Source organism: Marinobacter sp. M-5 (assembly GCF_032911545.1).
Taxonomy (GTDB): domain Bacteria; phylum Pseudomonadota; class Gammaproteobacteria; order Pseudomonadales; family Oleiphilaceae; genus Marinobacter; species Marinobacter goseongensis.
In genome coordinates this window covers 1,709,496-1,721,898 of record NZ_JAWJEK010000001.1, presented here as the reverse complement: position 1 = coordinate 1,721,898, position 12,403 = coordinate 1,709,496, and the positions used below count along the sequence as shown (strand labels likewise).

General features: G+C 56.8%; 11 protein-coding genes. 5 read left to right on the top strand and 6 right to left on the bottom strand.

Annotated features, from left to right (window positions below; translation table 11 throughout):
* Window positions 1-57: 57 nt before the first annotated feature.
* Window positions 58-708 (top strand): J domain-containing protein, encoded by a 651-nt coding sequence (locus R0125_RS07860; protein WP_317237748.1) that lies wholly within the window; start codon window positions 58-60, stop codon window positions 706-708.
* On the opposite strand, the gene R0125_RS07855 is transcribed toward R0125_RS07860, so the two are convergent.
* The 4 genes from R0125_RS07855 to R0125_RS07840 all read right to left on the bottom strand — a co-directional run bounded on the left by R0125_RS07855 (window position 610) and on the right by R0125_RS07840 (window position 5,023).
* Window positions 610-1,683: a bile acid:sodium symporter family protein gene (locus tag R0125_RS07855; protein WP_248181252.1), complete on the bottom strand. Its 1,074-nt coding sequence runs from the start codon at window positions 1,681-1,683 to the stop codon at window positions 610-612. The two genes, R0125_RS07860 and R0125_RS07855, sit on opposite strands and share 99 nt — an antisense overlap.
* Window positions 1,684-1,685: 2 nt before the next feature.
* Window positions 1,686-2,360, bottom strand: coding sequence for a FadR/GntR family transcriptional regulator (locus tag R0125_RS07850; protein WP_317237747.1), 675 nt, complete (start codon window positions 2,358-2,360; stop codon window positions 1,686-1,688).
* A 100-nt stretch (window positions 2,361-2,460) separates the two neighbouring features.
* Window positions 2,461-3,948, bottom strand: a complete 1,488-nt coding sequence (locus tag R0125_RS07845) for an NAD(P)/FAD-dependent oxidoreductase (protein WP_317237746.1) — start codon at window positions 3,946-3,948, stop codon at window positions 2,461-2,463.
* A gap of 106 nt (window positions 3,949-4,054) precedes the next feature.
* The gene (locus R0125_RS07840) at window positions 4,055-5,023 is read right to left on the bottom strand and encodes a beta-ketoacyl-ACP synthase III (RefSeq protein ID WP_317237745.1); all 969 of its coding nucleotides are present in this window, start codon (window positions 5,021-5,023) and stop codon (window positions 4,055-4,057) included.
* Window positions 5,024-5,193: 170 nt separating this feature from the next.
* Between R0125_RS07840 and R0125_RS07835 the strand changes: the two genes are divergently transcribed.
* Complete coding sequence (locus R0125_RS07835) at window positions 5,194-5,448, top strand: YdcH family protein (protein ID WP_317237743.1); 255 nt, start codon at window positions 5,194-5,196, stop codon at window positions 5,446-5,448.
* A gap of 323 nt (window positions 5,449-5,771) precedes the next feature.
* Here R0125_RS07835 and R0125_RS07830 read toward each other — a convergent pair whose 3' ends face one another.
* Window positions 5,772-6,557, bottom strand: a complete 786-nt coding sequence (locus R0125_RS07830) for a peptidoglycan-binding protein (protein WP_317237742.1) — start codon at window positions 6,555-6,557, stop codon at window positions 5,772-5,774.
* A 237-nt stretch (window positions 6,558-6,794) separates the two neighbouring features.
* Here R0125_RS07830 and R0125_RS07825 point away from each other — a divergent pair, with 237 nt between their 5' ends.
* Window positions 6,795-7,163, top strand: coding sequence for a hypothetical protein (locus R0125_RS07825; protein ID WP_317237741.1), 369 nt, complete (start codon window positions 6,795-6,797; stop codon window positions 7,161-7,163).
* 60 nt (window positions 7,164-7,223) lie between these two features.
* Here R0125_RS07825 and R0125_RS07820 read toward each other — a convergent pair whose 3' ends face one another.
* Entirely contained in the window at window positions 7,224-8,720 is a 1,497-nt protein-coding gene (locus tag R0125_RS07820; RefSeq protein ID WP_317237740.1) for an FAD-binding domain-containing protein, read from the bottom strand.
* A gap of 156 nt (window positions 8,721-8,876) precedes the next feature.
* On the opposite strand from R0125_RS07820, the gene R0125_RS07815 reads away from it, so the two are divergent.
* Window positions 8,877-10,802 (top strand): Cache 3/Cache 2 fusion domain-containing protein, encoded by a 1,926-nt coding sequence (locus tag R0125_RS07815; RefSeq protein WP_317237739.1) that lies wholly within the window; start codon window positions 8,877-8,879, stop codon window positions 10,800-10,802.
* Window positions 10,803-10,926: 124 nt separating this feature from the next.
* A complete protein-coding gene (locus R0125_RS07810) occupies window positions 10,927-12,393 on the top strand; it encodes a malate:quinone oxidoreductase (RefSeq protein WP_317237737.1) in 1,467 nt (488 codons plus the stop codon).
* Window positions 12,394-12,403: the final 10 nt, after the last annotated feature.

The following is a 12,403-nucleotide window of genomic DNA, read 5'->3' as shown; positions in this document are numbered from 1 at the left end:
ACACTGCATTTGTCTCTCAAATTTGTAATTGATCTCCGTCACAAGAGTTACCACCACATGACTTGTTGGGAAATATTGGGCATTGAGCCGACCCGCGACCCGCGCCAGATCGAGGCGGCTTATGAACAGCAGAGTAAATTCGCCACCGGTGAGGAGGCTGAGCGGCTTGCGGAAGCGTATCGCGAAGCGCTGGGCCGGGAGCCTCAGCCACGGCCTGAACAAGTCGTGAGCGAACCCGGGGCAGCGATAGCGGAAGCGGCACCGGTGGTTGACGACACCCCGCTCAATGCCAGTGAACAACAGGTAGTCCGAGAGGTGGTGATTCAGATCAATGCACTGCTGAACGACAGCAATCGCAGCCGCGACCCACAAATCTGGAAAGCCATTCTGGGGGAGCCACCCGCAGATCAACCAAATTTGCGCCGTGAGATAGGCCATAGTCTGGAGTCACGGGTCCGGCCCATGGCGGAAAACGGCACCTTTCCACCACCAGTGGTTCAGTTCCTCGGTGGCTGGTTTGAATGGCACAGCCTCACGGAAGCCACCAACCCCACCACCAGCCAGGACGATCAGGAGGCGCCAGCCCGGGAGCAGGAGGCTGCAGAGGAGTTACCGCCGCAAATGGTCAACTTCTGGCCGGCGGTGATTGGCTGGATTGTCGGATTGGCCATTCTGGCCATGCTGTTCGGCGGTATGGGCGGCGGCTGACGCCGCCTCGATCTTTTCCCGGTATTTCTGGGCCAGAATGGCTCCCACAATGACCTGGATCTGGTTGTAACACATGATCGGCAACACGATCATGCCGAAGCCGGGATGGCCGGAGAACAACACCTTGGCCATCGGAAGGCCCGAGGCCAGACTCTTCTTGGAACCGCAAAACACCACGGCGGCTTCGTCTTCCAGGCTAAAGCCAAAGCGCCTGACCAGAAAGCGTGCCATCAGCATGAACAGGCCCAGCAGCAGGCAACAGAGCACGACCGCCAGCACAATGGCCGGTATTGGCAGGTTCTGCCACAGACCGCTTTCCACCGAGTGTGAGAACGCAGAATAGACAATGATCCAGATAACACACTGATCGTACCGCGCCATCAACCCCTCATTTCTCCCCAGGAAGCCGCCAAGCCACGGGCGCATCGCATGACCTGCGGCAAAGGGCAGTAACAATTGCAGCACAATGTCCTTGAGCGCCTCGGCGATTGAAAAATTGCCGCTGCCGGAGGTGCTGACCAAAAGCAGCAGCAGAAACGGCGTCAGCATCATCCCGAAAACATTGGATGCGGCGGCGCTGCAGATCGCGGCGGGCACATTGCCGCGAGCCATGGCGGTGTAGGCAATGGAAGACGATACCGCAGACGGCAGCACGCCCAGGTACAGGAACCCCAAGCCGAGATCTTCCGGCATCCACTGCGGCGCAAAGTCACTGATGCCGTTGATGGGCAATACCGCGAGTGGAAAGAACACAAAGGTCAGCAGGGTAATCAGAATGTGCAGCCGCCAATGGGTTGCGCCTGCCACGATTTGTTGTCGGGACAGAGCCGCCCCGTGCAGGAAAAACAAAAGCGCAACGGCCACCGTGCCGAGGGTTGCGAGCCAATCCGCTGCGTTACCCCGTACCGGCAGAAACGACGCGAGCACAATGGCGCCCAACAAAAGCAGCGTGAATGTGTCTATCCGGAACTTCATCGTCAGTCTCTGCCCAGCGCATCAAGGCTGGGTTTAAGCAGAGCCTTGGCCAGAGTTTGAGCGCGCTCCTCATCCCGGCGACGAATCGCAGCCAGCAGCAATTCATGATCCTCCTGAGAGGGTTCCGGCAAGTCGGGTTCGGTTTCGGTGCATTCTATGGTGCTGGACACCCCGGGCGAGAAATAGTCATACAGCTCGGTGAGGGCAGGGTTGTGGGCAGCGGCCACCAGGGCCCGGTGAAAAGCCTGATCATGACGAATGCGGGCGAGAACGTCCGTGCCGGCTTTGGCGCGGGCATCCAGTGCCAGGGCCATGAGTATCAGATCTTCATCTGTCCGGCGCCATGCTGCCAATCGGGAGGCCTCGGTTTCCAGCATGATGCGCACTTCAAGCTGGTCGCCCAGATGTGATCGTGCGATGCGCCGGAGAGTTTCCCCGGCATCCCGTGTGGCTCTTACATAGGTGCCGTCACCCTGGCGGGTCTCAAGCATGCCGACGTGCACCAATACCCGTACAGCTTCCCGCACCGTGTTACGGCTGACGCCAAGGGCTGATGATAGCTCGGCTTCGACCGGCAGGCGGGTACCCATGGGCCACTGGCCCTGCTCGATAGCGGTGCGCAGGCTGGCAATCGCGGTTTCCACGAGAGAGCCCTTCTTGATCGGTGAAAGTGTCATGTTTATCATCCTGCTAACGGATGACCCAATCATCCTACGAATATACATAAAACTCAACTCCCGGCCGACGGCGGGGAGTTGGAGGTAAGCCGATGTGTGCTCAGGTCGCCTGGGCAGGGCTCAGAAACTGATAGTCGTTGGTATCCACACGCCGTGTCGAAAGATGGTAGTTGAAGGTGAATCCGGGCCAGTTAACCGTATTTTTCCCGTTTTCATCCAGGTACCAGGACGAGCAGCCGGAGGCCCAGACACTGCCCTCGAGGCCCGACTGAATGGCACTGCTGAAGGCTTTCTGGCGCTCGGGCAGCACATCCATGGCCGCGCCCGGGTACTTCTCCAGCGCCTCCAGGCATCCCATGACATAGCGCACCTGTGATTCCAGCATGTACACAATGGAGTTATGAGCCAGGTTGGTGTTCGGACCATACAGAATGAACAGATTGGGGAAGCCGTTCACCGAGATGCCCTTGTACGCCTCGGCGCCTTCCGCCCAGGCTTCGTTCAGGGTGACACCCTGGCGACCGGTAATCGTCATGGGCGCAAGGAATTCAGACGCCGCGAACCCGGTGCCCAGAATAATGGCATCCACGTCATGGTGCTTGCCGTCTTTGGTGACCACACCGGTTTCATCGATACGATCGATGGACTCCGTGACCAGATCCACGTGAGGCTGATTGATGGCAGGGTACCAGTCGTTTGAGATCAGGATGCGCTTACAGCCGATCTGGTAATCCGGAATGATGTGCTTGAGTTTTTCAGGGTCGGTAACCTGCTTACGGGCTTCATTCCGGGCCTGGCGGGCGAACAACTCCAGCAAACCACTGAATTTGGTGAATGCCAGCCCGCGGCTCTCGTTTTTCCAGTAGATCAGATAGCGGTACACCCGGTCCCAGGCGGGCACGGATTTGAACAGGGCTTGTTCCCACGCCTTGAACGGTCTGTCCGGCTTAGGCAGTACCCAGGCAGCAGAGCGCTGAAAGAGGCTCAGAGATTGCACCTTTTTAGTGATCTCCGGAACAAACTGGATGGCGCTGGCGCCGGTACCGATCACCGCCACTGTCTTGCCGGTAAGGTCCACGCTGTGATCCCAACGCGCCGAATGAAAAAGTATGCCCGTGAAATCGTCCATGCCTTTGATGGACGGGTAGGCGGGTTGATTCAGCTGGCCGGTGGCGGTCACAACCACATCGGCGATCAGTGGCTCGCCATCCCGGATGGCCACGGTCCATTGGTTGCCGGCCTCGTCGAACTCGGCACCGGTAACTTCATGATGGAAGCGGATGTGGGACGCCAGCGCGTACTTTTCGACGCAACGCTCCATATATCCAAGAATTTCTTCCTGCAGACCGAATTTGCGTGACCAGTCGTGCTTTGGCTCAAAGGAGTAGGAATAGAAATGCGACTGCACATCGCAGGCGGCGCCCGGGTAGGTGTTGTCCCGCCAGGTACCGCCCACATTGCCCGCTTTCTCAAGCAGGATGAAATCATGGTAGCCGGCTTTCTTAAGCTGGATGGCCATGCACAGACCGCCAAAGCCGGTACCGATGATAATCACCGAGGGCTTGCGTCCGGTTGCCTTGTTTGTCATCGCCTGAATCCTGTTTGTTGTTATCACTGCATTGAATTCAGTGAGTATATAGTGCCAGGCAGACTTCAGGGATGGCTAATGTGTGCAAACCGGATAGTCAGAACGATCAATAGCGGAGCAGAGCGGAGCCCCAGGTAAAGCCACCACCGAAGGCTTCCAGCAGCACCACTTCGTTCTTCTGGATGCGACCATCATGCACCGCCGCATCCAGGGCGAGGGGGATTGAGGCCGCAGAGGTGTTGCCGTGCTTGTTGACCGTGACCACCACCTGGTCCATGGACATGTTCAGCTTTTTGGCGGTAGCCGCGATGATTCGCAGATTGGCCTGGTGGGGCACAAGCCAGTCAATGTCGGATTTTTTCATCTGATTGGCAGCCAGGGTCTCATCCACGATCTTACCCAGTGTGTTCACCGCCACCTTGAACACCTCACTGCCTTTCATCTCGACAAAGCCCAGGCCGGCTTTAACCTGTGCGTAGTTGCTGCCAACACCGCAGGGCACATGCAAGAGTTTCTCGTAGCGGCCGTCAGCGTGAATGTGGGTCGAGAGTATGCCGGTTTCTTCACTGGCCTCCAGCACCACCGCGCCGGCACCATCACCAAACAGCACGCAGGTGCCGCGATCTTGCCAGTCGATGATGCGTGAGAATACTTCGGCGCCAATCACCAGGGCTTTTTTACTGCTACCGGTTTTGATGAACTTGTCCGCCACGGACAGCGCGTAGACAAAGCCGCTGCACACAGCCTGAATGTCGAAGGCAGGGCACCCATGGATGCCAAGACGGGCCTGGAGAATGCAGGCTGAACTGGGGAAGATCTTGTCTGGGGTCGAGGTGGCGAACACGATCAGATCGATCTCCTGCGCATCGATGCCCGCGGCGTTTATGGCGTTACGTGCCGCCTGCTCGGCGAGATCGACGGTGCTCTGGTTATCCAGCGCAATGTGCCGTTGCTCGATGCCGCTGCGCTCCCGAATCCACTCATCCGAGGTATCCACCATTTTTTCAAGGTCTTTGTTGGTAACGACATTGTCTGGCAGATAGGAGCCGGTGCCGGTAATGCGTGCAAAGGTCATGCGTGAGTATCCCAGGGCGTATCGGATTTAACGTCTGACCATGCTATACCCATGGACTCCTGGTCGTTATTAGCGATTTGTCAAAGACCCGCGTAATGCGGCAGGCTGATCTATGATGAACAGAGGGGCGATGTCAGGCCTCTGACATTCGGCAGAGAGGAGACCGGCACATGGGTATATCCAAACACGAGCTTCACGCAGAATTCCCGCAGTACATTGGGCTTATCGACGAACTTAAAGCCAAAGATGTGAAATTTCAGGAGCAGTTAAAGCAGTATTCATCTCTGGATCAGGAAATCGTAGGTTTGGAGCTCAGAGATTCGCCCATCGGAGACGACAAACTCCACCGAATGAAACAGAAAAGGGCGCAACTGAAAGACGATATCTATCAGGCGCTGACTCGCCAGTCGGGCGTGTCCGGTTAAGCAAAAAAACAGTTATTTCCGAGTAAAGTGACAGCGGAGTAGTGGTTTCCAAGTATTTGTGGGCACGACGTTTATCAATAATATAGGTAACTATCTTAAACCGGAGACGGTTTTCCCTTTCGATTACCTGAGTGTGGATAAGCGCGATGAAAAAAGCGGCTTCGTTGTACAAGGGGTGGAGAATGAAGCGTAACTTTCTTCACCTGGTCATGACCATGGACCCGCGCCTGTTGCAAGACGTGGGCTACCCGCCGGAAGTGGTGGAAACCCGTTTGAAAACGCCGTTCTGGAAATTCTGCTGAGCCACCGGAACGGCGCTTTCCTTACACCAGCCAGCCAAACAGAAAGTCGAATAACGAACTGAAGAAGCCACCACCGCTCTGGACACGGGGCTGTTGCTGGTCACTGTGCGTTTTCGTGGGCGCGGGACCTGCCGCCTCAGTGCTCTCCGTCTCGGCATTCTCAGTCTCGACACTCTCCGGAACCTCAGCGTCAGCGACTTCAAGCTCTGTCGAGGTTGTGCTCACAACCGATTGTTCCTCCTCATTTCCTTCTTTTTTCCTGATGTCAGTTTCTGCGACTACGGGTTTCTCTGCGGGCACTGTTTCTAGCGCGGGCTCTGCGCGGGGTGCCGTGGCTTTCGGCGGAGCTGGTGTCGGCTGTGCCGTCGCAACCGGTTCCGGGGCAGGTTCCGGTGTTGATTGTGGCGCGGGTTCCGGGGCGCGCTCCGACGCCGGCTCAGACTGAGCAACCGGTTGCGCTGCGGGCCGGGACGGCTCGGGACTCTGCAGCCTTAGCGCGGCCAGCGCCTGAGCCTGTCGCGAGACCGCGTTGCTGGCAATTACCCGCGGCGAGGGGGCGCGAATTCCCAGAGCATCAAGCGTTGGGGTGTCGAGGTTGCCGGACACGGTCAGCTCGTCTGTGTCGGCCTGATACTGGCGTATGGCACGGCGCAGGGTGTCGTCTATCCATCCGTCCGCTCGCCCAATGTCATATCCGGCACCGTAGAGGGCATTCTCTGCCGAGAAGATGGTCTCCAGCGGGCCACTGGCCATCGCTGCTGGTGTCCAGTGTGCGGCAGCGCAGACCAGAGCCGCCGGTATGTGCATCCGACAAACTCGGTAAAACCGTGAGCTTTGCATGGCCAGATCCCTCCGTGGCGATTCAGTTCATTTACATTCTGTAACGTGAACGGTGAAAATATCACCAATTGATGCCGGGTCCTTTGACACAGTTATCATCCCTGGATTTACTTGGCCATTTGCGCGAAGTCTTTCTTTTCGGGAGCAATCAGTGCTAAATCTGATATTCGGTCATAAGGCCAATGGGCGTTTTTGGAGTCGGTTATGAGAAAAGCTTTTCCCGGTGTGTTTTTAATTGGACTGACCGTAAGCATGACAGGCTGCTCCACAAGTCAGTCAACGGACGCGTCGAGTGCACGGATTTTGTCACCGGGTGCTCAGGGACAGTTCGACTGCGCTGATCGCAACGACAACAGATTCATTGACCAGACCGAGTTGATCTATCTGCGTCAATGCGGCGTTGGTGAAAACCTCAAGTGTGAGGGGGTGCCTGAAACAGCAACCGGACGCCCGCCTGCTTCAGACTTTGAGTTGGGGCTTAGAATGCTGCAAGTGTCCGATGTCGACCGGGATGATCGGATCAGTAAACTCGAGTTCCGGGCACATTGCAGCAGTGTGGGTCAGGCGGAATAACCAGTTATGGTCGGAGCTAAAAATCGTGTTGTTTAGACTGAACACTTTATCTCGCTGTGTTCAAAGCAATCCCATTTGCCTTGAGTGCGTCTCGGTTCCGACGGGACCCGGGTCTGGAAAGCCGTTTTTGAGGGCATGAATCCGACTCTTGGCGGATTTCGCGGTCAACTTGCAGTCGACCACCGGTGCCGGATAGGGACTAAGTCCGACGTCATCCGCTTTCTGCGAATGGCAGCCCGCTGTCCTGGACACGTCGTGGATTTCTCCGTCGTTCAACTCGCAGAGTTCCGGCACCCAGCGACGAATAAACTGCCCCTGAGGGTCATGATCGAGAGCCTGTTTCATGGGGTCATAGACCATCAGCGCCTGGAAATCTGAGGTGCCGGAGACAATCTGGTGAATGACATGGTGAACACCCGGCTCATAATCGAGGAACTCGGTGGCGAGAAACTGTGCGACCCGGCGGGTTGGGAGCCATAAATTCATCGTCGCGAAGGACACCAATGTTGCTCTGAGCCGCATATTGATCCAGCCACATTCACGCAAGCACCGTATAGCGGCGTCGATATAGGGTATGCCGGTAAGGCCGGTTGACCAGGCCTGGAAAAGGCCCTCATCGAATTCCGCTTCGCGGACGCCGTCAAACTGAGGCAGCATGCATCGGGTTTCCACGTGGGGGTGAGACTCGAAAACCTGAAGGTATTGCCTTCGCCAATTCAGGCGGTCAAGGAAAAATCGGGCCCGATCCTGCAGACGACCAAACTCCGGTGCCGTCAGATTGCTGTGACCGACGGAGATGACGCCATCCACCGCCTGAAAGATCTCCCGATCCGACACGATGCCATAGGCAAGGTAGGTCGATAGCCGTGAACACCCGTCCCAAGCCGTGTTGGGGCTGGAGATTCGGGCTGGATACCGGCTCAGATTCCGGACATTGAAAAAGTGACTGAGAATATTCTGAGCGGCCCGGCGCCCTCCGCGCTGTCGCCCGGGCTTGTCGGCGCCCATGGCCAGGGGAATGTCTTTGATGTTGCAGGTTGCAAACGGTAAAGGAGCAAATCGTTGTGAAAGATCCGCCCCTGTGGGGTCTTTCAGAGACATCTGGATGGAGCGCGAAAAGTACTCGGCAAACGGGCAGGGCTCCTGGTTGCCGCGGGCAACCCCATTTTGCTCGACCTCCATCATTTCAACCGCGTTTTCCCGGCACCAGGCCCGGACTGCGTTGTCCCGCTGGTATTGAGCATTCTGGGTGGTTTCGCGGTGTGTCCAGATTCGAGTGATTGGACTGCACCGGTGAATTCTCTCCAGTACGGATACCGTTTCGCCAATGGCTTGCAACAACTGGCCACCCAGAGCTTCAAGTTCTTCAGAAAGCTCTGCCAGCGTTTCAGAGATGAACATCTGGTGTTGGCGGGACACATCCGGCTGGGCAATCAGGCCGGGCTCGTGAATATACAGCGGTAGCACCCTCCCGTGAGATCGGGACGCCTTCATACTCAGAAAAAAGGGTTCTGAATCTCGCAATCGAAGATTGCGTTTGAGCCAGAAAATTTGCATGCGATTGCTCCCGGTATTCCAAGTGTACGGAGGGGGCCCGTTTTAGTTCATGCCCTCAACTGAACCCGTCGATTATTTTGCAATCATTTCCTTCATGTATTCCGGATTGTGCCGATAACCTCAGTACGATCATTCCACCACCCCTGGGGATACGATGTGACTATTCGAAATCTTTTCATTACTGCGGTTTCAATCCTGCTCGTTATGATCATGATGATCGCCAGCGCCTTCATTGCGTGGGAAACACGAACCGTCATCAAGACGGACGTTGTCGACCAGAAAAACGAAATGAAAAATGATGTGCTGAGAATTCTGGGCATTACCGACCAGCTGATGGCGGAACGGGTGAAAAGCTCGCTGAACCTGATAACCGAGCGCGGCGCGCAGCTCGGGTCGCCCCGGATTGACGGCAGCGAACCGGTCGCCGGCACCGTGACACCGGCGCTGTTCCTGGGTAATACACTGATCAACAACAACTACGATCTTGTGGATGGCGTTACCGCCATCATGGGGGGAACCGCCACATTGTTCGTGAAAGATGGGTCGGACTTTGTTCGCGTGTCGACCAATGTTAAAAAACAGGATGGCTCACGGGCCACCGGCACCAAGCTCAACCTCAATGGTGCCGCCGGTAAGGCCATTTTGCGGGGTGAGGACTACTTCGGGCAGGTCGAGATTCTCGGCAACCCGTATCTGACCGCGTATCGGCCCATGCGGAACCGGGCCAATGAGGTGGTGGGAATCTGGTATGTAGGCTATTCCGCGGACTTGTCGGAGCTGAGCAGTGCCATCGCCTCCGCGCGCCTGCTGGACAACGGCTTCGTAGGACTGGTGGACGACAAGGGCAGGCTGCGCATGCACTCTGATGTGTATGAGACGGACCAGATCGCGGAGATCCTGGAGAACAAACCCGAAGACTGGCAGCTCGAAAAGACCGAATTCGAACCCTGGGGCTACGGTGTGGTTACCGGTTACGCCAATAATGAAGTGTCGGATATGGTCTGGGCACAAGGCCTGCGAGCGGTGTTCCTGATTACGGTGGCGGGCGTTGTCATCATTGTATGTCTTGCGCTGTTGATTCAATTTGTCATCGCCGAGCCGCTGCGGAAAATGAATGATGCCATCAACGACATCGCTGAAGGGGAGGGGGATCTCACCGCCCGTTTCAATTCCACCAGTGCCAACGAACTCGGCACCATGGCCAATGGCTTTGACAAGCTGATGAATCGGCTGCAAAGCACGATTTCGGATACCAAGGCGTCCACGGCCACCTTGTCGGAGTCGTCCGCCAACCTCAAAACCATCGCTTCCGAATCGGAGTCGGTGGTGGTCCGTCAGACCACGCAAACAGAGCAGGTGGCGGCCGCGATGAATGAGATGAGTGCAACGGCCCAGAGTGTTGCCGAAAGCGCATCCCGGGCCGAGGAGCTGGCGAAAGCTGCAGACGGTGCGGCCGAGAACGGACAATCGCTGATCGAGCAGACCACCCAGACCATCGCCAAACAGCTTGCCAACCGCGAGCGCTCAGTGAACTCCAGTACGTCACTCAAGAATGCGTCCGACAGCATTGGCAGTATTTTGTCGGTGATCGAGAACATTTCCGAGCAGACTAATCTGCTGGCGTTGAATGCGGCGATCGAGGCCGCCAGAGCGGGCGAGCATGGCCGCGGGTTTGCGGTGGTTTCAGAGGAGGTGCGCAAACTGGCAAGCCGGACTCAGGATTCGGTCAAGGAAATCCAGGATCAGATTCAGTTTCTGCAGGAAGGGGTCCAAAGCGTAACGGCTGTCATCAACGATGGCAGCAGGCTCGCTGAGGAGGCCAGCGGCACCATTCGCGAGACCGGAATGGCCATCAACGAGTTGCGTGAGAGTGTCCGTTCGATTCGCGACACCAATATTGAGATGGCCAGTGCGGCAGAGCAGCAGAGCCAGGTGTCAGAGGACATCAACCAGAGGTTGGAAACGATTCGGCAGATGGCGGCTGTCAGCGATGAAAACGCAGCATCAACCAACAAGGCGGCAGAAAACGTGAGATCCGTGGTCGAACAGTTAAAGGTGCAACTCGACCACTACAGAACCTGAACGACCGTGCTACCCCGATTGCCCGCATCGGGGTATTTTCCGCGCAGGCGGCCTGCGTGGTACCTTACAGACTCATATTGGCATCAAGTCATTTCAGAAGATCAGACACTGGCGGGCATTTTTTATGAATGTAACCATCATCGGCGCGGGGATTATGGGCACCACATTTGCCATATTGGCAAAAGAAATGGCCCCCCAACTGGACATCACCATCCTTGAGCGACTGGGCAGCGCCGGAGCGGGGAACTCGTGGGCTTTCAATAACGCAGGTACCGGGCATGAAGCGAACTGCGAGCTGAATTACACGCCGGTGGATGAGGAAGTCATTTCGGTCGAGAAAGCGCTGAAGATTCACGCCCAGTTCAATGTCGCCAAGCAGTTCTGGACGTACTTGCTGGCGAAGGGGGCCATCAAGGACCCGAAAACGTTCATCAATCAAACCAAGCACTGCACCATTGTGTCCGAATCCGCTATCGAAGAACTGCGATTGCGCTTCAAGGAAATGTCGGCGCACCATTTTTTCGAGCATATGCAGTACTCCGAGGACTTTGACCAGATCAAATCCTGGATTCCCTTCACGATGCAGGATCGCCCCCGCCACGAAAAAATGGCCGCAACGGTCATCGAGACCGGTACCGATGTGAATTTCGGGGCGCTCACTGAACAGATGGCGGCCCATGCCGAGAAAGACCTGGGGGTCGTTTTCGAGTACAACACACACGTAAAACGTGTTCACCGAAGCCCGACGGGGCGCTGGGTTGTTGAGGCCGAAAGCGGCGGAGTTGCGGTTCAGCACCGGGCGGATTTGCTCTTCGTGGGTGCCGGCGGTGGTGCATTTCCGCTGCTGAAGAAAAGCCATTTGCCCTTCCGCAACCGGTTTGCCGGTTTCCCGGTGGGTGGCCGTTTCCTGCAGGCCCCGATCAGCGAAGAACAGGCGGCGGATTACCGCGCGAAAACCTATGGCAAAGCGAAAGTGGGCGCGCCCCCCATGTCGGTGCCGCATCTGGACCTGCGCGTGGTGGATGGCAAGCATTACCTGCTTTTCGGGCCTTTTGCGTCGTTCAAGCCGGTTCTCGAGAGAGGTCGCGGTGTGCTGGATTACGTGCGCTCGATCCGGTTACACGATATTCCGGGCATGGTGAACGTGGCGCTGGAGCATTTCCCCCTGGTCAAGTATCTGGTGTCAGAGACGTTCAAAGGCAAACAGAGCATGTTTGATGAGCTGGAGAACTTCGCCCCCGGATTGAGCACAAAGTTCGACTGGGCGCCGATCGAGGCCGGCCAGCGTGTACAAATTATCAAAGACGGGGACCTCCAGATGGGTACGGAAATCCTCGTTTCTACCGACAAAACCTACGGCACATTGCTGGGGGCGTCGCCGGGCGCCTCGGTGTCGCCCGAGGTCATGCTGAGGTGCCTTGAGCAGATGTTGCCGGCGGTGTGCGCTTCAGACGTCGCACAGGCAAAGAGAAAAGAGATCTTCCCGGAGGACGATCTTGAAACGCTGGCGCAGAACCCGGATCGGTATCGGGAGATTCGTGATTCGGTCAACCAGTGTCTTGGAATCGAGGGGACCACGCGTAACGCCTGATCCCCCGAAA

Bases quoted from the DNA above. Each gene is read 5' to 3' on its own strand.
- R0125_RS07810 (WP_317237737.1), top strand. From the start codon at position 10,927: ATGAATGTAACCATCATCGGCGCGGGGATTATGGGCACCACATTTGCC.
- R0125_RS07855 (WP_248181252.1), bottom strand. From the start codon at position 1,683: ATGAAGTTCCGGATAGACACATTCACGCTGCTTTTGTTGGGCGCCATT.
- R0125_RS07820 (WP_317237740.1), bottom strand. From the start codon at position 8,720: ATGCAAATTTTCTGGCTCAAACGCAATCTTCGATTGCGAGATTCAGAA.
- R0125_RS07850 (WP_317237747.1), bottom strand. From the start codon at position 2,360: ATGACACTTTCACCGATCAAGAAGGGCTCTCTCGTGGAAACCGCGATT.
- R0125_RS07825 (WP_317237741.1), top strand. From the start codon at position 6,795: ATGAGAAAAGCTTTTCCCGGTGTGTTTTTAATTGGACTGACCGTAAGC.
- R0125_RS07840 (WP_317237745.1), bottom strand. From the start codon at position 5,023: ATGACCTTTGCACGCATTACCGGCACCGGCTCCTATCTGCCAGACAAT.
- R0125_RS07830 (WP_317237742.1), bottom strand. From the start codon at position 6,557: ATGCACATACCGGCGGCTCTGGTCTGCGCTGCCGCACACTGGACACCA.
- R0125_RS07845 (WP_317237746.1), bottom strand. From the start codon at position 3,948: ATGACAAACAAGGCAACCGGACGCAAGCCCTCGGTGATTATCATCGGT.
- R0125_RS07860 (WP_317237748.1), top strand. From the start codon at position 58: ATGACTTGTTGGGAAATATTGGGCATTGAGCCGACCCGCGACCCGCGC.
- R0125_RS07835 (WP_317237743.1), top strand. From the start codon at position 5,194: ATGGGTATATCCAAACACGAGCTTCACGCAGAATTCCCGCAGTACATT.